General features: G+C 69.4%; 18 protein-coding genes. 3 read left to right on the top strand and 15 right to left on the bottom strand.

The features are described 5' to 3' along the window. Positions 1-57: 57 nt before the first annotated feature. The 8 genes from queG to ACOQOP_RS14860 form a co-directional block, all read right to left on the bottom strand. Entirely contained in the window at positions 58-1,182 is a 1,125-nt protein-coding gene (gene queG / locus ACOQOP_RS14895) for a tRNA epoxyqueuosine(34) reductase QueG (RefSeq protein ID WP_420562593.1), read from the bottom strand. A gap of 274 nt (positions 1,183-1,456) precedes the next feature. Next, positions 1,457-2,581, bottom strand: a complete 1,125-nt coding sequence (tgt, locus tag ACOQOP_RS14890) for a tRNA guanosine(34) transglycosylase Tgt (RefSeq protein WP_420562592.1) — start codon at positions 2,579-2,581, stop codon at positions 1,457-1,459. Continuing rightward, entirely contained in the window at positions 2,578-3,615 is a 1,038-nt protein-coding gene (gene queA, locus ACOQOP_RS14885; RefSeq protein WP_420562591.1) for a tRNA preQ1(34) S-adenosylmethionine ribosyltransferase-isomerase QueA, read from the bottom strand. The genes tgt and queA overlap by 4 nt, the downstream gene beginning before the upstream one ends. Before the next feature lie 2 nt (positions 3,616-3,617). Continuing rightward, positions 3,618-4,175, bottom strand: a complete 558-nt coding sequence (locus ACOQOP_RS14880) for a queuosine precursor transporter (RefSeq protein WP_420562590.1) — start codon at positions 4,173-4,175, stop codon at positions 3,618-3,620. Between the two features lie 391 nt (positions 4,176-4,566). Further along, complete coding sequence (locus ACOQOP_RS14875) at positions 4,567-4,977, bottom strand: hypothetical protein (RefSeq protein WP_420562589.1); 411 nt, start codon at positions 4,975-4,977, stop codon at positions 4,567-4,569. A gap of 80 nt (positions 4,978-5,057) precedes the next feature. Continuing rightward, the gene (locus tag ACOQOP_RS14870; RefSeq protein ID WP_420562588.1) at positions 5,058-5,906 is read right to left on the bottom strand and encodes a sugar phosphate isomerase/epimerase family protein; all 849 of its coding nucleotides are present in this window, start codon (positions 5,904-5,906) and stop codon (positions 5,058-5,060) included. A 5-nt stretch (positions 5,907-5,911) separates the two neighbouring features. Then, on the bottom strand, positions 5,912-6,505 hold the full coding sequence (locus ACOQOP_RS14865; RefSeq protein WP_420562587.1) for a 2-hydroxychromene-2-carboxylate isomerase: 594 nt from the start codon (positions 6,503-6,505) through the stop codon (positions 5,912-5,914). Then, the gene (locus ACOQOP_RS14860) at positions 6,502-8,136 is read right to left on the bottom strand and encodes an acyl-CoA synthetase (protein ID WP_420562586.1); all 1,635 of its coding nucleotides are present in this window, start codon (positions 8,134-8,136) and stop codon (positions 6,502-6,504) included. The genes ACOQOP_RS14865 and ACOQOP_RS14860 overlap by 4 nt, the downstream gene beginning before the upstream one ends. A 201-nt stretch (positions 8,137-8,337) precedes the next feature. On the opposite strand from ACOQOP_RS14860, the gene ACOQOP_RS14855 reads away from it, so the two are divergent. After that, the gene (locus ACOQOP_RS14855; RefSeq protein ID WP_420562585.1) at positions 8,338-9,090 is read left to right on the top strand and encodes a HesA/MoeB/ThiF family protein; all 753 of its coding nucleotides are present in this window, start codon (positions 8,338-8,340) and stop codon (positions 9,088-9,090) included. A 135-nt stretch (positions 9,091-9,225) separates the two neighbouring features. Here the strand turns inward: ACOQOP_RS14855 and ACOQOP_RS14850 are convergent, their stop codons facing one another. The 3 genes from ACOQOP_RS14850 to ACOQOP_RS14840 all read right to left on the bottom strand — a co-directional run bounded on the left by ACOQOP_RS14850 (position 9,226) and on the right by ACOQOP_RS14840 (position 10,973). Beyond that, a complete protein-coding gene (locus tag ACOQOP_RS14850) occupies positions 9,226-9,765 on the bottom strand; it encodes an NUDIX hydrolase (RefSeq protein ID WP_420562584.1) in 540 nt (179 codons plus the stop codon). A gap of 116 nt (positions 9,766-9,881) precedes the next feature. Next, positions 9,882-10,142, bottom strand: coding sequence for a hypothetical protein (locus ACOQOP_RS14845; RefSeq protein ID WP_420562583.1), 261 nt, complete (start codon positions 10,140-10,142; stop codon positions 9,882-9,884). A 69-nt stretch (positions 10,143-10,211) separates the two neighbouring features. Continuing rightward, the gene (locus ACOQOP_RS14840; RefSeq protein ID WP_420562582.1) at positions 10,212-10,973 is read right to left on the bottom strand and encodes a HugZ family protein; all 762 of its coding nucleotides are present in this window, start codon (positions 10,971-10,973) and stop codon (positions 10,212-10,214) included. 152 nt (positions 10,974-11,125) lie between these two features. On the opposite strand from ACOQOP_RS14840, the gene ACOQOP_RS14835 reads away from it, so the two are divergent. Together ACOQOP_RS14835 and ACOQOP_RS14830 are read left to right on the top strand one after the other, a co-directional pair. Beyond that, complete coding sequence (locus ACOQOP_RS14835) at positions 11,126-11,821, top strand: response regulator transcription factor (protein WP_420562581.1); 696 nt, start codon at positions 11,126-11,128, stop codon at positions 11,819-11,821. Positions 11,822-11,861: 40 nt separating this feature from the next. Further along, positions 11,862-13,580, top strand: coding sequence for a stimulus-sensing domain-containing protein (locus ACOQOP_RS14830; protein ID WP_420562580.1), 1,719 nt, complete (start codon positions 11,862-11,864; stop codon positions 13,578-13,580). 233 nt (positions 13,581-13,813) lie between these two features. Here the strand turns inward: ACOQOP_RS14830 and ACOQOP_RS14825 are convergent, their stop codons facing one another. The 4 genes from ACOQOP_RS14825 to ACOQOP_RS14810 form a co-directional block, all read right to left on the bottom strand. Then, positions 13,814-14,956 (bottom strand): 2OG-Fe(II) oxygenase, encoded by a 1,143-nt coding sequence (locus tag ACOQOP_RS14825; RefSeq protein WP_420562579.1) that lies wholly within the window; start codon positions 14,954-14,956, stop codon positions 13,814-13,816. Positions 14,957-14,961: 5 nt separating this feature from the next. Further along, positions 14,962-15,828, bottom strand: a complete 867-nt coding sequence (locus tag ACOQOP_RS14820; protein ID WP_420562578.1) for an anti-sigma factor family protein — start codon at positions 15,826-15,828, stop codon at positions 14,962-14,964. Then, the gene (locus ACOQOP_RS14815; protein WP_420562577.1) at positions 15,818-16,345 is read right to left on the bottom strand and encodes an RNA polymerase sigma factor; all 528 of its coding nucleotides are present in this window, start codon (positions 16,343-16,345) and stop codon (positions 15,818-15,820) included. Before ACOQOP_RS14815 ends, ACOQOP_RS14820 begins: the two co-directional genes overlap by 11 nt. Positions 16,346-16,428: 83 nt before the next feature. Further along, positions 16,429-17,181 (bottom strand): alpha/beta fold hydrolase, encoded by a 753-nt coding sequence (locus ACOQOP_RS14810; RefSeq protein ID WP_420562576.1) that lies wholly within the window; start codon positions 17,179-17,181, stop codon positions 16,429-16,431. Positions 17,182-17,398 lie beyond the last annotated feature (217 nt).

Here is a 17,398-nt window from a genome sequence, read left to right as displayed (position 1 = left end):
CCTCGATGGTATCGACCCTTTGATTTATGCCAAAATGTTTTGAAAGCGATAAGGATTTTAAATAATTTTCTGTGACCGAGATCCGCCGGTCCATTCCGCCCGGACCTCCGGGTCGGACTCGCGCGCCGGCCGGTCGCCCGGCTCTCCCCCCAGCCGCAGATAGGCCCAGACCGCGGCCCCCCGGACCAGCGGGCTCGCGTCGTCCAGCAGCGGCGTCACCGCCGACAGGGCCTCGGCGTCTCCCGAATTTCCCAGCGCGATCAGGACGTTGCGGGTAAACCGGTCGCGTCCCGTCCGCTTGATCGGCGAGCCCGAGAACCGGGCGCGGAACGCCGCGTCGTCCAGACCGGCGAGCTCGCTCAGCTTCGGCAGAGTCAGGTCGTCGCGGGCGATGAAGGCGGCCTCGCGAGCGGTCTCGGCGAACTTGTTCCACGGACAGACGGCCAGGCAGTCGTCGCAGCCGTAGATCCGGTTCCCCATGGGCGCGCGGAACTCGTGGGGGATCGGTCCCTTGTGCTCGATGGTCAGGTAGCTGAGGCAGCGCCGCGCATCCAGGGTGTAGGCCGTCGGAAAGGCATCGGTCGGGCAGATGTCGAGGCAGCGCCGGCAGGAGCCGCAATGGTCGGTCTCGGCCGCGTCGGTCGGCAGTTCCAGGGTGGTGAAGATCTCGCCCAGGAACAGCCAGGAGCCGTGTTCCCGGCTGACCAGGTTGGAGTGCTTGCCCTGCCAGCCGACCCCGGCGCGTGCGGCCAGGGGCTTCTCCATGACCGGGGCGGTATCGACGAAGACCTTCACCTGGCAGTCCAGTTCCGCATGCATCCAGCGGGCGACCCGCTTGAGCCGCTTCTTCACCAGGTCGTGGTAGTCGCGGTTGCGGGCGTAGGCGGCGATCACGCCGCGGTCGCTGTGCTGCAGGTCGGCCATCGGATCGTGCTCCGGGCCATAATTCATGGCGCAGACGATGACGCTGCGCGCCTCGGGCCAGAGGGTCTTCGGGTCGCGCCGCCGCTCGTGGGTGTCGGCCATCCAGCCCATCTCGCCGTACTGTCCCTCCGCGACGAAGGCGTCCAGCCGCGCCTGTTCCCGCGCGCCCACCTCCGCCCGGGCGATGCCGACCGCATCGAACCCGGCCGCCCGGGCCTCGGCCTTGATTCGGTCGGTGAGGGAGGGGGTGTGGGTCATTGCCGCTCTTGAACTTATCTCGTCATCCCGGTTCGTCCCCGTCCCGGATTTAGTCCGGGATTGATCCCGGGGCGAGGCTGGGGCCTCGACGATGGTCCGACGTCGGCGGCTTGATCCTGATTTGCATCAGGATGACGTGGGGCTCGAAACCCTTCCCGTCGTCCTGACGCAAGTCAGGACCAAGCCTCCACCCCTTCCACCGAGGTCCCGGTCTCGCCCCGGGTCGGGCCCGGGGACGAACCGGGATGACGATGGAGGAGAACGGGGCCGGGCGTCAAAGTGCGGCGATATCCCCCGCCGCCTGCTGCTCGGCGAAGGCGGCGGCGAAATCGGCCAGGGTCCCCGTCTCCACCGCGCCGCGCAGGCCGGCCATCAGTTCCTGATAGTAGTGCAGGTTGTGCCAGGTCAGCAGCATGGGCCCCAGGATCTCGTCGGCCTTCTGCAGGTGATGCAGATAGGCCCGGCTGTAGCCGGTGCAGGCCGGACAGGCGCAGTCGGCGTCAAGCGGCCGCGGATCGGCGGCGTGGCGGGCGTTGCGCAGGTTGACCGGCCCGCGCCGGGTCTGTGCCTGACCGGTGCGCCCGGAGCGGCTCGGCAGCACGCAGTCGAACATGTCGATGCCGCGCATCACCGCCCCGACCAGGTCCCCCGGCTTGCCGACCCCCATCAGGTAGCGCGGGGCGTCGTCCGGCAGGTGCGGGACGGTCGCCTCCAGCACCCGGAACATCTCCTCCTGCCCCTCGCCGACCGCGAGCCCGCCGACGGCATAGCCCTCGAAGCCAATCCCGGTCAGCGCCTCCACGGATTCCCGCCGCAGGTCGTCATAGACGCTGCCCTGGACGATGCCGAACAGGGTGTGCCCCGGCCGGTCGGTGAACGCGTCCTTCGAGCGCTGCGCCCACTGCATCGACAGGCGCATCGACTCCGCGGCCTGCTGGTGCGTCGCCGGATGCGGGGTGCACTCGTCGAAGGCCATGGTGACGTCGGAGCCGAGCAGGTGCTGGATCTCGATGGACCGCTCCGGGGTCAGCCGGTGCCTGCTGCCGTCGATATGGCTCTGGAACGTGACCCCGTCCTTGTCGAGCTTGCGCCGCCCGGCCAGCGACATCACCTGGAAGCCGCCGCTGTCGGTCAGGATCGGCTTGTCCCAGTTCATGAACCTGTGCAGCCCGCCCAGCTCGGCGATGCGCTCGGCGGTGGGGCGCAGCATTAGATGGTAAGTGTTGCCCAGCAGGATCTCCGCCCCGGTCTCGGCGACGGATTCCGGCCGCATCGCCTTCACCGTCGCGGCCGTGCCGACCGGCATGAAGGCGGGGGTTTCGATGGTGCCGTGGGCGAGGGTCAGCCGGCCGCGCCGGGCGGCGCCGTCCCTGGCCCAGGTCTCGAAGCCGATACTCATGGCGCGGTCCTTTCCAGCAGGCAGGCATCCCCGTAGGAGAAGAAGCGGTAGCCCTGGGCGATCGCGTGCTCGTACGCGCTCAGGATCCGCTCCCGCCCGGCGAAGGCGCTGACCAGCATCAGCAGGGTCGATTTCGGCAGATGGAAATTGGTCAGCAGCACGTCCACCGCCTTGAACCGGTAGCCGGGGGTGATGAACAGGTCGGTGTCGCCGGACCAGGCCGGGACCGTGCCGTCCTCCCGCGCCGCCGCCTCCAGCACCCGCAGGGTCGTGGTTCCGGTGGCGACGATCCGGCCGCCGGCCGCGCGGGTCTCGGCGATCGCTTGAGCGGTCTGCGGCGAGATCTCGCCCCATTCGGTATGCATGACGTGATCGTCGGTATCCTCCGCCTTCACCGGCAGGAAGGTGCCGGCGCCCACATGCAGGGTGACCAGCGCCCGCTTCACGCCCCTGGCCTCGACCGCTTCCAGCAGCGCCGGGGTGAAGTGCAGCCCGGCGGTGGGTGCGGCGACGGCGCCGTCGCGGGCGGCGAAGACGGTCTGGTAGTCGCTTCGGTCTTCCGATCCCTCGCCGGCGGCGCGCTTGATATAGGGCGGAAGCGGCATGGTGCCGTGGGCTTCCAGCGCCGCCATCAGCGCCGGCCCGCCGCAGGAGAAGGTCAGGGTGACCTCGCCGGCCTCGCCCTTGCCGGTGACGTCGGCGGAGAGGTCGTCGGCGAAGACGATGCGGTCGCCGGGGCGCAGCTTCTTCGCCGGCCGGGCGAAGGCGCGCCAGACCGCATCGCCGTCGCGCTTGTGCAGGGTGACCTCCACCCCTGCCTCGCCGCGCCGGCCCTTCAGGCGGGCGGGGATGACGCGGGTGTCGTTCGACAGCAGCAGGTCGCCCGGGCGCAGCAGGTCGGGCAGGTCGCGCACCACACGGTCCGCCATCCCGCCGCCGGTCAGGTCGAGCAGCCGGGCGGATTCCCGCGGCCGGGCCGGGAAGCGGGCGATCCGCTCCTCCGGCAGGGTGTAGTCGAACAGGTCGACGCGCATCCTCAGGCCGTCTGGGACGGGGCCTCGCGCCACTCGGCGGGCAGCAGGCCGACCAGCACCCGGAACGGCACCAGCAGGATCGCGGCCATGGCCAGCTTCGCGGCGTAGTCGCCCATCGCCCAGGTGACCCAGGGCAGGCCGGTCATGGCGAAGGCGGCGGAGAAGAAAATCGCGGTATCGACCGCCGAGGCGACCAGCGAGGACACCAGCGGCGCCCGCCACCAGGTGCCCTGGCGCAGCTTGTTGAAGATCCACACGTCCAGGAGCTGGGCGACCAGGAAGGCGCCGCCGCTGGCCGCGGCGATGCGCGGATCGGCGAAGTACAGCGACAGCAGCACGCCGACGGCGAACCCGGCATAGACCACGCGCCGGGCGGCGGCGGCGCCGAGGATCCGGTTCGACAGGTCGGTGACCAGGAAGGCGACCGGATAGGTGAACGCGCCCCAGGTCAGCCAGTCGTTGATCGGATAGCCGACGGCGATGTTGGAGACCAGGACCACGAGGCCGATCGCCACCATGGCGGCGAGCAGGGCCGAGCGTTCGGCGGTGTGCGTGCGCATGGGCGGCACCTCAACGGCAAGAGCGCGGGAAAGCGCGGGGTTCTAACGCCGAAGCGCGCTTATGTCGAGGGTGTGTGCCGACGGCCGTCATCCCATCGATTCCTCGCCCGTCATCCCGGCGACCCCCGGGCATGACCCGGGGGTCGCCGGGACCTGGATGCGGCGGCTGGCTGTGCTGGGTCCCGGCCGCTCTCCGGATCAAGTCCGGAGCGCGCCGGGATGACGTCGTTGGGATTGTTTACGCTTCAACGCCTCCCGTCGTCCTGACGAAAGTCAGGACCAAGCCTCCACCGCCTGACCAAGAGCACAACCTTTGACCGACGCCGGCGGCTTGATCCCGGATCAAGTCCGGGATGACGGGGAGGGTGGTCACGGAGCGCGCGGCCTCCGCCTATTGCGGGAACTTGCCGTCCAGCACGCCCCAGATCTCGTGGGATTTCAGGTCGCGGACCGTCACGATGCGCTGGTCGCCGCGTTCCAGGATCTCCAGCAGGGTGCCGCAGGTCTGCTGGCCCAGCACGATGTCGTACCACCCGGCCCGGCGGATCGCGCCTTCGACCATCAGAAGCTGCGGCGGGCCGAGCTCCTCGCGGGCCTCCTCGATGCTCCACTCCTCCACGTCGCCGTCGAGATCCTCCAGCGACACACCGCGCGAGGTCTCGCCGCAGCTCTCCCGCGGCTCGGCACCATAGGGGGCGAGCTTGGCCAGTTCCTCGCGGTCGGACCCGCAGGCCGCCAGGACGCCGCCGCTCAGCAGCAGCAATGCGGCGGCGCGGATGAGGGTGGACGCAGGTGTCGTCATGGTCGTTCTCCGAACGTGGCGGGCCCCTACCGGGGACGACTCAACCCCGTCCCGGTTCCCGGATCAAGTGCCGCGACCTCTCAGGCCTCGGCGCAGATCTCGGCGAGCATCGCCCGCAGCGCCTTGAGCGACGCGGCGGTCGCGGCCGGACCGTCATGGGGCATGTGGGTCTCGATGACGATCGGCAGCTCACCGCCAGGGGCCGCGTTCAGGATGGTCGCCAGGCTGCCGGCATGGTCGATGACGCCCTGGCCGACCGGAACATAGACCTTGTCCGGCCCGAGGTCCTTCACATGCACGGTGCCGCCGAGACGGGCCGCATGGACGAGTTCGTTCTCGCTCGGCGGCGGGTGGCCGGCGGAGATCTGGTTGGCGAGGTCGATCGCCGCCTTCAGGCGCGGATGCGGGTGGTGGTCGGCGACGGCGATGATGCCGGCCAGGGTGGCGACGTTGCAGACATGCTCGTTCTCCAGCACCAGGTCCACCCCGTGCGCCTCGGCCAGGTCCAGCAGGATCTCCAGATCGTCGTCCAGATCCGCCGGGGTGAAGCCGGGATAGGCCAGATAGGAGAAGATCCGGATCTGCCCCGCCCCCAGCACGTGGGCCACCTCGAAGGCGTGGACCATGGCGGTCTCGTGGCTCATGGCGTCGGGATCGAAGCCGTGGAAGTTGGTGCCCTCCGGCACCGGCATGCCCGGCTTCGTCCATTTCAGCAGGGGCGAGCAGTAGCACCCCACCGTCAGCCCCGCATCGGACAGCCGTTCCGCCAGAGCCCCCAACTCGGCATTGTCGAACAGGATGACGTTGCGGTCGTCCACGGCGCGGATATCGACCCGGGTGATGCCGTGCTCGGCGGTGAAGGCCAGGACCTCGTCCAGGTTCTGGCTCACCTCGTCGGTGATGAGGGCGAGGCTGGGGGTCGCGGGCATCGGCGTCAGAGTCCGAGTCGCCAGCGCAGCAGGTCGATGCGGTCCTGGCCCCAGAAGATCTCGCCGTCCGGCAGCACGTAGCTCGGCGCGCCGAACACGCCCGCATCGATCGCCTTCTGGGTGTCGGCGGTGAGCTGGTCGCTGTAGCGCGGCGCGGCGTCCACGATGGCCGCCCCGTCCAGGCCGGTCTCGTCGGCGACGGCCTTCACCACATCGGTGTCGCCGGTGTTGCGGTCGTCGCGCCACAGGGCGGTCAGCAGCGCGTCGCTCAGCGCGAGCGCGTCGGCGCCGGTCTCCCGCGCGGCGATGATGGCGAGGGAGGAGATCGGCGTGGTGATCGGGAAGGCCTTGGGCTCCAGCACCAGGGGGATGCCGAGCTTGTCGCGCCAGCGCTTCATCTCCATCCAGCGATAGGCTTGGCGCTGGGGGGCGCGCTTCGGCAGCGGCAGGCCGCCGGAGACGGCGAAGACCGCGCCGAAATCGACCGCGTGCACCCCGACGGTGGCGCCGGTCTGCTTGACGATCTCCAGGAAGCGGCCGGAGCCGAGATAGCTCCAGGGGCTGGAGGTCGAGATGTAGTAGTCGATGTGCAGGCTCACGTCCGGTCTCCCTCGGTGTCGGCATGACGCTCGCGCAGCACGCGGCGCATGATCTTGCCGGTTGTCGTCATGGGCAGGGCGTCGACGAACTCGACGATCCGCGGATATTCGTGGGCGGCGAGCCGGGTCTTCACATGGCTCTGGATCGCCCGTTTCAGGTCGTCGCTCGGCGCGTGACCCTCGGCCAGCACGATGCAGGCCTTCACCGCCTGGGTGCGCAGCGGGTCCGGCACGCCGATGGCGGCGGCCAGGGCCACCGCCGGGTGGGTCATCAGGCAGTCCTCGATCTCGCCCGGACCGATACGATAGCCGGCCGAGGTGATCACGTCGTCGTCGCGGCCGACGTAATGCAGGTAGCCGTCCGCGTCGACGCGGCCGAGATCGCCGGTCAGCATCCAGTCGCCGACGTACTTCTCCGCCGTCGCCTCCGGCTTGTTCCAGTATTTCAGGAACATCACCGGATCGCCCCGCCGCACGGCGATGGCGCCCGGCTCGCCCGGGGGCATGAAATTGCCGTCGCCGTCGATGATGGCGACCTCGTGGCCGGGGATCGGCTTGCCCATCGAGCCGGGGCGCACCTCCATGACCGAGGCGCAGTTGCCGACCACCAGGTTGCACTCGGTCTGGCCGTAGAACTCGTTGATGGTGAAACCGAAGGTGCGCCGGCCCCAGTCCAGCAGCTCGGCGCCGAGGCTCTCGCCGCCGGAGCCGATGGAGCGCATGGTCGGGCAGCGCGCGTCGGGCACCTGGCGCATCATCTTCATGGCGGTCGGCGGCAGGAAGGCGTTGCGCACCCCGTGCCGGGCAATGAAGTCGAAGGCCGCCTCCGGCTCGAACTTGGCGAAGCGGTGGGCGACGACCGGAATGCCGTGATGCAGGGACGGCAGCAGCACGTCGATCAGCCCGCCGATCCAGGCCCAGTCGGCCGGCGTCCAGAACCGGTCGCCCGGCTTGGGGAAGAACTCCTGGGGGAACTCGACGCCGGGCAGGTGGCCGAGAAGCACCCGGTGGGCGTGCAGCGCGCCCTTGGGCGGGCCGGTGGTGCCCGAGGTGTAGATGATGATGGCGGGATCGTCGGCCAGGGTGTCGACCGGCGCGAAGCGGTCGGAGGCGGCGGCCAGTGCCGGGGCGAAGGCCTCCCAGTCCGAGCCGTCGCGGCTCTCGTCGGCGACCAGCACCAGCTTGAGGTCCGGGAGCCGGTCGCGGATCGCGGCGATCTTGGGCAGGCTGTCGCGATCGGTGATCAGGGCGGCGGCCCCGCTGTCCGACAGGCGGTACTGCAGCGCGTCCTCGCCGAACAGGGTGAAGAGCGGGACGGAGACCATCCCGGCCTTGTGCGCGGCGATATGGGCGATGGCGGTCTCCGGCCGCTGGGGCAGCAGGATCGCCACCCGGTCGCCGCGGACCAGCCCGGCGCCGGTGAACACGTTGGCCAGCCGGTTCGACGCGCGCTTCAGCTCGGTGAAGGAGACCTCGCGGACCTTGCCGTCTTGCTGGACGTAGATCAGCGCGGTCCCGGCACCCGACTCCGCATGGCGGTCGCAGATGTCGACGCCGATGTTGTAGCGCTCCGGCACCCGCCATCGGAAGCGGGCACACGCCTCCTCGTAACTGGCGGCGGGCTCGAGCATGGTTCCTCCCTTTTCGAGGATCAAAGCGCGCCGACAGGGCGTGGGCAAGGGCGCTGGTGGCCAGGGTTTGAGGGTGATCGTAAAGGCGGCGGACGGAACGGTCTCTGGAAGACTGGATAAAATGCGAGGTTATTCCGCTCCTGCGCGGATGCAGGCCCTGGAGTGTGGCGCGGGGTGGGGCGGTTGGGCTACATATTTCCCATGCGCGAGCTGAGCGAAGCCGAATTCCACCGATACGCCCGCCACCTGATCCTCGACGAGGTCGGGGAGGAGGGGCAGGCGCGGCTGCTGGACGCCCGGGTCGTGGTGATCGGCGCCGGCGGTCTTGGGGCGCCCGTGTCCCTGTATCTGGCGGCGGCCGGCGTCGGGACCCTGGTGCTGGTGGACGATGACGACGTCGACCTGACGAACCTGCAGCGCCAGGTGGTGCACATGACCGACGCGGTCGGCCGGCCCAAGGTGGACTCGGCCGCCGAGACCCTCGCGCGGGTCAATCCGGGGATCGCGGTGGAGAAGGTGGCCGAGCGGCTGACGCCGGAGAATGCCGGCCGGGTCGTATCCGGCGCCGATGTGGTGGTCGACGGCTCCGACAATTTCGCCACGCGCTACGCCCTGAACGACGCGTGCCGGGCGGCGGGCGTGCCGCTGGTCGCGGGCGCCCTGTCGCGCTTTGAGGGGCAGCTCACCACGGTGATGCCGGAGGCCGACGCGCCCTGTTACCGCTGCCTGTTCCCGGAGACGCCGGACCCGGCGCTCACCCCGCGCTGCGAGGAGGCGGGCATCCTCGGCGCGGTCGCCGGGGTGATCGGGACCCTGCAGGCGACCGAGACCCTGAAGCTGATCCTCGGCCTGGGCGAGCCGATGCGCGGCCGGCTAATGCTGTGGGACGCGCTCGACATGTCGGTGCAGGAGATCCGGTACCGCAAGCGGCCGGGCTGTCCGAGCTGCGGGTGAGCAGCTCCTCACATACCCCTACCCAATCCCGTCATCCTGACGAAAGTCAGGATCTGGAACCGGCGCTGCGGACAGGCTGGCGGCTTGGTCCTGACGTGCGTCAGGACGACGGTGTGGGGTGCGCAGGATATCCCCCTACAGCCCCTGCACCGGCTCGGGGAAGGCGGCGAAATCCGTCTGCCCCTGGGTGCGGCGCCAGTGGTCGAGGGCCCAGTGCACGCTGGGGAAGGCCAGGTCGTCCCAGGGGATCTCGTCCCAGGTGAACAGGCCCACCTCCCGCGTCTCCTCCCCCGCCTTCACGTCCGGGTCGAGCAGCCGGGCGCGGTAGATCATCTGCACCTGGCTGATGCGCGGGATGTTGTAGATGCCGAGCAGAGCGTCGATCTCGATCTTCGCATAGGCCTCTTCCCAGGCCTCGCGCATCGCCCCTTCCACGGTGGTCTCGCGCTCCTCCATGAAGCCGGCCGGGATCGTCCAATAGCCGTCGCGCGGGTCGATGGCCCGGCGGCAGAGCAGGAACTTGTCGCCCAGGGTCACCACCGAGCCGACGACGATCTTCGGATTGACGTAGTTGATGAACCCGCAATCGTCGCAGACCAGCCGCTCGCGATTGTCGCCGTGGGGGACGCGGCGGGTGACGGGACCCTGAAGGCCGGTGGGGGGTGTCTCGGACATGGAGGGAGTGTGGCGACCCGGCGCCGTGGCCGCAACTGGGACACGGCGAATTGTCGGGCGGTCAGGCACAAAAAAAGCGGCCCATGGCCGCCGGTCATGCCGATCACCGCATCCGGTCAGACGAAGATGTCGATGACTTCCCCGCGGCCGCTGCCCCGGCTGAAGGCGAAAGCCGCTCGGCTGCCCTCGATCCGCTGCTCGCGATCCTGCTCGTTGTCGGCGCCGACCTCGTCGGCTTCGGAATTCTGCCGCACCGGATTGGAGGTCAGATTGCGGGTCGCCGTCGAGGCGCGTTCCTGTTGAACAGGACGCGGTACGACCAGCCCCGCATTGGGCAGCGCGTTTGTCGGCGTCGATGTCAGAACGGGCTGAAGCATGTCTGTCTCCGCCTGACAATATAAGCCTTAACGTCTCCCGATTCAAGAAATCGCGGATATCCGCGATTTTCAGGCCCCGCTCGACGCGATACTCCGGGCTCTCTTAACCAATCTGACAAGTTCCACCCGGGCCCCTTCGGCATCGGCCACCGGCTTGTCGAAGGGCAGGCGGGCGGTGCGTCCGCCGAGGCGCAGGTCCGCCCCTTCCGCATCCACCCCGGTCATCGCCCAGCCCTCGCCGTCCAGGCCCAGCAGGACCTGGGCGTACAAGGCGATGGCGTCGGCATGGTCCTCGTTCATATGCCCGACCACGTCGCCCTCCCGCTCGGACATGGCGGGCGCCGGGTCGCCGAGGACCGCGCCGCCCTCGACCCAGTGGATGCGGCCGAACCCGGCGACGATATGGGCGCGCTCCACCGCCATACGCCAGACCGCGAAATCGCCGAACCCGGCATACATCTGCGCCGACGGATGTCGGGCGAGGTAGCGCGCGCGGTGGCGCGGGTCGTCGGTCTTCTCCAGCCGCCCCATCACCGTCGCCCGCGCGCCGGTCAGCGGCTCGTCCAACCCGGCGGTCCCGTCGACCAGCAGGCTGGCGCGCGGATCGGCCAGCAGGTTGCGGGTGTGATCGGCCAGGGTGGAGATCAGCAGAATGGGGGAGGCGTCCTGGTCCACCGCCATCATCACCAGCGAGGCATAGGGCCAGCCGGCCGGTGCGTCGGAGTCCGCGCGCTGCAGGGTGGCCAGCACCGCCCGGTCGCAGGATCGCAGCAGGTCGCGCACGGATTTGGCCGGGGAAGGGGCGGAAGACTTGGCGTCTGGATCGGTCATTCCCATGCTATACACCGGGACGGGCGGCGATCGAAATGCGGCGCATTCGGGGCGCCGCCCGCATTCTTCGCCCCATTGCGGCCAAGCCCTTGCCGGAATGGGGGGACAAACCCGAACTCTGGCAACGACGTGTTGCGGGAAAGGGGCGGATCATGACGAACACCATCGCGCTGGTCGACGACGACCAGAACATCCTGACATCGGTTTCCATGGCCCTGGAGTCGGAAGGCTTCCAGGTGCGCACCTACAAGGACGGCGAGGAGGCCCTGCGCGGGCTGAACCAGCGGCCGGTCGACCTGGCGGTGCTGGACATCAAGATGCCCCGGCTCGACGGCATGGAGCTGCTGCAGCGGCTGCGCAAGTCGTCGACCCTGCCGGTGATCTTCCTGACCTCCAAGGACGACGAGGTGGATGAGGTGCTGGGCCTGCGGATGGGGGCGGACGACTACATCCGCAAGCCGTTCTCCCAGCGGCTGCTGATAGAGCGCATCCGCGCGCTGCTGCGGCGCCAGGACCTGGCCCAGGACGAGTTCAACCCGCAGTCCGAGGCGCCCCTGGTGCGCGGCGAGCTGGTGCTGGACGGGGCGCGGCACATCTGCTCCTGGGCCGGCAAGCCGGTGCCGCTGACGGTGACCGAGTTCCTCATCCTCCGCGCGCTGGCGGTGCGGCCGGGCCATGTGAAGAGCCGCGACCAGCTCATGGATGCGGCCTATGGCGACAACATCTATGTGGACGACCGCACGATCGACAGTCACATCAAGCGGATCCGCAAGAAGTTCAAGTCGGCCGACGACCAGTTCTCCAAGATCGAGACCCTCTACGGCGTCGGCTACCGGTACCGGGAGTGATCCGGGGCCGGATGGGCACGACGGGGACTGAGGGGATCTGATGGCGGCAACGGACCGAGACGATCTGCGGGCCGATCCGAGCGATCACCAGCAGACGGCGGGCGATCAGGGCAGCGAGTCGCGCCTCCGCAGGACGGCCCCCCGGCGGCGCAAGGTCTTCGCTCTGCGCTGGCCGTCGGTCTCGGGCCTGACTGCCCGCATCCTGGCGATCAACCTGGTGTCGATCGCCATACTCTTCGTCGGCGTGCTGTATCTCGACCGCTACCAGAACGCCCTGATCCGGGGCGAGCTGGACGCGCTGACCCGCCAGGCGGAGGTGATCGCCCGGGCGATCGGCGAACTCGGCATAGAGCCGAACGTGATCCAGGACGAAGGGCTCGACCCGGTCCGCGTCCAGCGCATCGTGCGCCGCCTGTCGGTCGTCACCTCGTCGCGCATCCGGGTCTATCACCCCACCGGTCTGATGCTGGCGGACAGCCGCCGCCTCGCCGGGCCGGCCGGCACCGTGCGCATCGTGCCGCTGCCGCCGCCCCGGGAGGGGGAGCCGCTGGCCCGGCTCGCCATCGACCTCTACAACGCCATGGTCAACTGGCTGCCGCGCCGCGGCCAGCTCCCCGTCTGGCGCGAGATGCCCGCCGACGGCAGCGTGCTGAAGGAGGTCACCGCGGCCCTGGCCGGCACCACCGAGCGGGCAGTGCGCAAGACCGAGCAGGGTGGGCTGATCCTGTCCACCGCCGTGCCGGTGCAACGCTACAAGCAGGTGCTGGGCGCGTTGATGCTGTCGCTGGACGGCGACGAGATCGACACCGCCGTGCGCGAGGTGCGGTTCGAGATCCTGTCGATCTTCGCCTTCACCCTGCTGGTGACGATCCTGCTGTCGCTGTACCTGGCCGGCACCATCACCCGGCCGATCCAGCGTCTCGCCCATGCCGCGGTCCTCGTGCGCAACAGCCGGCACCGGCGGATCCAGATACCTGATTTCGGCAGCCGCAAGGACGAGATCGGCGACCTGTCGCGCTCGATCCGCTCGATGACCGAAGAACTGTGGCGCCGGCTCGACGCGATCGAGGGCTTCGCCGCCGACGTGGCCCACGAGATCAAGAATCCGCTCACCTCCCTGCGCAGCGCGGTGGAGACCGCCGCGCGGATCGACGACCCGGAGCGCCAGCGGCGTCTGCTGGCGGTGATCGTCGACGACGTCGAGCGGCTGAACCGGCTGATCACCGACATCTCCTCGGCCTCCCGCATCGCCGCCGAGATCAGCCGCGAGGAGGAGGAGCGGGTCAATGTCGGCGGGCTGCTGGGCACGCTGGCGGAGGTCTATGGCGCTGCCCGCGAGGATCGCGGCGGCCCGCCGGTCCGCGCCGAGCTGACCGATCCGGAAAAGCTGTTCGTCAACGGGCACGAGGGCCGGCTGGTCCAGGTGCTGCGGAACCTGATCGAGAACGCGATCAGCTTCTCGCCGCCCGACGGCTCGGTGCGGCTGCGGGCGCACCGCGAGAACGGCGAGGTTGTGATCGTGATCGAGGATGACGGGCCGGGTCTGCCGGAAGGCAAGCTGGAGGCGGTGTTCGACCGGTTCTACTCCGAACGGCCGGAGGGCGAGAAGTTCGGCACCCATTCGGGCCTGGGCCTGTCGATCTCGCGCCAGATCATCGAGGCGCATGACGGCACCGTGCGGGCCGAGAACCGCAAGAGCCCGGACGGTCGGACCCTGGGTGCCCGCTTCCTCATCCGGCTGCCGGCGGTGGAGTCCTGAGCGTGAAGGAAAGAGGTGGGGCGGAGCGGGCCTCTCCACCCCACCTCTGCGGGCTCACCCTGCTTCCGACACCGCCCGCCTCAGGATCATCAGGAGGGTCAGAAGCTGGGCCAGGTCTGCCCGGGACCGGGGGGACAGTCTGGGCAGCCTCAGGATGACCCGGAGATCCCCGATCTGCCGCTCTATCTGATCGGCATCCAGGGACAGGGTGAGCACGGTCATGGTCTCAGGCTTCAGGCCGCCGTGGATTCGACCACGATCGGCGCGTCCTTGCTCAGCAGGCCGCGGTTGGCGTCGCGGATCGCCGCCGCCTTGGCGTCGAACAGGAACGGCAGGAAGGCGTAGCGGCGCCCGGCGGTGACCTTGCGCGCCTCGTGCAGCATCGAGCAGGAGAACACCACCGCCCCGCCGGTTGCCGGCTTGTAGAGATGCGGACCGTATTCCGGGAACCACAGCTCGCCGCCCTCGAACTCCTCGGCGTTCAGGTTGATCGACACCGCGAAGCGGCGATGGGCGGTGCCCGATCCGCCATTGTCGCGATGGGCGCTGAAGAACCCGCTGTCGCCGCTGTCGTAGCAGCCGACCATGAAGCGCTCGATGTGGGTGGCGTCGAAATTGTAGACCTTCTTGATCTCGCCGGTGAGGCGCCTGACCAGGTTGCGGCGCACCCGGGCCAGGGTGTCCGGGTTGCGGATCGGGGCGTCCCGGCGGCGCTTGACCGAATTGTCCAGGAAGCCGGTGGTCACGCCGTTCACGTCGCGCATAACGCCGCTCGGACCGCCGCCATGTTCCTCGTACTCGTCGATGAGCTGCCGGCAGAGCTCGCGCTCGAACACCTCGGGCACGTAGAGCACCGGCGCGTGGCCGCCGACCGGTGCGGCGGGCAGCGGGGCCGGGAGCTTGGCCACCGCCGCGCCCACCCTCTGGGCGAAGGTGTCGAGCGGGGCGAAGTCGATATAGTCGGTGAGCCGCAGGTTGCGGCCGACCAGGAAGCAGCCGTTGCGCAGCACGGTGTAGTCGCGGCCGGAGGAACTGCTCCTGTCCACCATGCCGTAGGCGTTGTGGATCTTCAGGTCCAGATCGAAGAACGGCATCGTCCGCTTGTCGTCGGACATCAGCGCGGTGCCCTGGCGCTCCTCGGGATGGCCGGTCACCAGATAGACCAGGATCCCGGCGGCGTGCAGGGACTTCTCGATCGCGCGCACGGCGTGCACCGCGGCGGCGGCCTTGCCCTTGGTGCCGCTGCCGACGAAGCAGAGCAGCACCGTGCGGCCGGCCACGGCGTCGAACTCGAAGCGCGGATTGACCGGCGTGTCCGCGACGAAGGTCGGCAGGAAGTCGCCGGGGCGGAAGGTCGGATGCGGATAGTGGAGCATGGGGATCAGAATCCGGCAGAAGCGACGAGCTGGCGGGCGATCTCGCCGACCCGCCGCTCGGGCAGGGCGGCGGTGACGACGAAGGCGACGGAGTCGCGCCGTCCGAAGGCGACGGCGAAGTCGTTGTAGGTGGTGACCACGGTCTCCCCGTCCGGTACGCCGACCGAGGTCAGGCTGGCGCTGTTGACCGAGATCAGCAGCGAGACCGGCCGGGCTTCCCGGTCGAAGAACAGGAACTGGACCGCCGGCCCCTGGTCGGTCGAGGCCAGGTCGACCTTGGACAGGACCAGGCCGTTGGCCTTCAGCCCGGCCGGGTTGATGCCTTCGGAGAACATCTCCGACAGCCGGGCGAAATCGACTTCGCCGACATCGGTGGCGAACATCGGGGCCAGGGCTAGGGTGCGATGCGCCTCGGTCGCCTCGTCGATGAAGGCGAGTGGCCCGTCGGTGGCGTTGCCCGGGCGCGGGCCCAGGATCTCCTGGGCCGTCCAGCCGACCACCGCGCCGACCACCAGGACGGCGGCGATGCGGGCCTGGGCGACCATGAACCGGCGGCCCTGCCGCATCCAGCCGTGCACCGTGGTCGCCCGGCTGAGCCGGGTCGCCGCGGCGCGCATGGCATCGGGGATCTCGTCGTCGACCCGCTGATTGGCCAGCCCCGACAGCAGGGTCTTGTGGCGGGTATAGGCCTCGATCTTTCGGGCCAGCTCCGGCGAGGTCTCGGCCGCCGCGGCGATCTCGCGGCGCCGCTGGGCCGACAGCTCGTCATCGACAAAGGCGCCGATCTCCCAATCCTCGATCGGGCCGGCGTTCTTCGTGCCGCCGCCGTTTGGGCCGCCGCCGGTCGTATCGTTGCCGTTCCTAGTGGACATCGCGTCCTCCAACCACCGTGAAGGGGGTGACAGATGAATCGTCGTCTTCCAGCAGCCGGCGCAGCGCCTCGCGGCCGCGCGCCAGGCGCGAGCGGACGGTGCCGACCGGAATATCCATGGCCAGGGCGATCTCGTCGGTGCTGAAGCCTTCCACCGAGACCAGCAGCAGCACCTCGCGCTGCTGCGGCGGAAGCTTCGCCATGGCGGCGAGAACCCGGTTCAGTTCGACGCTCGCCTCCTGGGTGCCCGCGACGGAGTCGGCGGCGGCTTCGGACCAGAAGGTCTCGCGGTAGAGGCGCGACCGGCTTTCGCGGATCGTCGAGCGGAAAGTGTTGTGCATGATGGAGAACAGCCAGACCCGCAGGTTCCGTCCGTCCACGAACCGGCCGGCGTGGCGCACCGCCTTTTCCAGGGTCGACTGCACCAGGTCGTCCGCATCCACCGGGCTGCCGCAGAGCAGGCGCGCGTAGCGTCGAAGCTGATGGACGTGGTCGAGGATCTCGGAACTGGTGACCATCGCGGCCTTCTCCCGGGGCTAACGATGGATATACGCCGCCCCCCTCCGAGCTTATCCCGCCGCGGCGCGAAAAACTTTTCCGCTCAGAGGGACGCGGCGAAGCTTTGCACGGCCGCGATCACCACGTCCCGGCTGTCGAGATGCGGGGCATGGCCGCTGTTCTCGATCAGCAGCGGTTCGGCGGGACCGGAGACCTGGTCGACGATGGCATGGACCTGGGCCGGGGTGCCGTATTCGTCGTCCAGCCCCTGGATCGCCAGGACCGGGCAGCGCACCTCCGGCAGACGGTGCTCCATGTTCCAGGCGGCGAAGGGCGGCGACAGCCAGGCATCGGCCCAGCGGTAGAACACCTTCTCCGCCCGCTCGGGGCCGTGGTGGCGCAGAAGGGCCGCTTTCAGCCGACTGTCCGACGCCTCGTAGGCGGCGACCGCGTCGCGGATGCCGGCCAGCGTGATCGCCTCCACGAAGACATGGGCCGCCTCGGTGACGCAGCCGGCGATCCGGTCCGGCGCCAGGGCGGCGGCGAACAGGGCGATGGTCCCGCCGTCGGAATGGCCGAACAGGAGCGGCCGGTCGATCCGCTCGCGCTCCAGCAGCTCGATCAGCGCCTCGGCCTCGCGCTCGTGATAGTCGAGCCGGTGGCCGCCGCGCACCGGATCGTCGAAGGGCGGGGCGGTGCCGTGACCCCGCCGGTCGGGCACGATGCCGCCGCGTCCCAGGGCCTCGCACAGGGCCTCGGGAAACCCCCGCCACATGGTCGCCGCACCCAGTCCTTCGTGCAGAAACACAATTTCCGGTCCGGGTCCGTCGAGGCGGACGAGAGTTGCTTGGCTCATGCTTACCATTCCTGGAGGTGCCGTCGTTGCTGCAGCGCAGCAAGGGTTGTCTAGTGCGGATTTGGCAATGGCTTGTGTCTTGCGGGGAAACAGGAATTCGCGTATCCAAATCACGACCCTGCTTCGGCGGGCCAAAAAAATAAAGCCACCGATCCGACCATCCGCGCAAAGCGGAGGACCAAAGGGCGGGGCAAGGTCAGGGATGGAACCGGGAACG

This window comes from Thalassobaculum sp., assembly GCF_965223715.1.
Lineage (GTDB): Bacteria > Pseudomonadota > Alphaproteobacteria > Thalassobaculales > Thalassobaculaceae > Thalassobaculum.
Note: the sequence above shows the minus strand (reverse complement) of the source record. Positions and strands in the feature narration are given on the sequence as shown.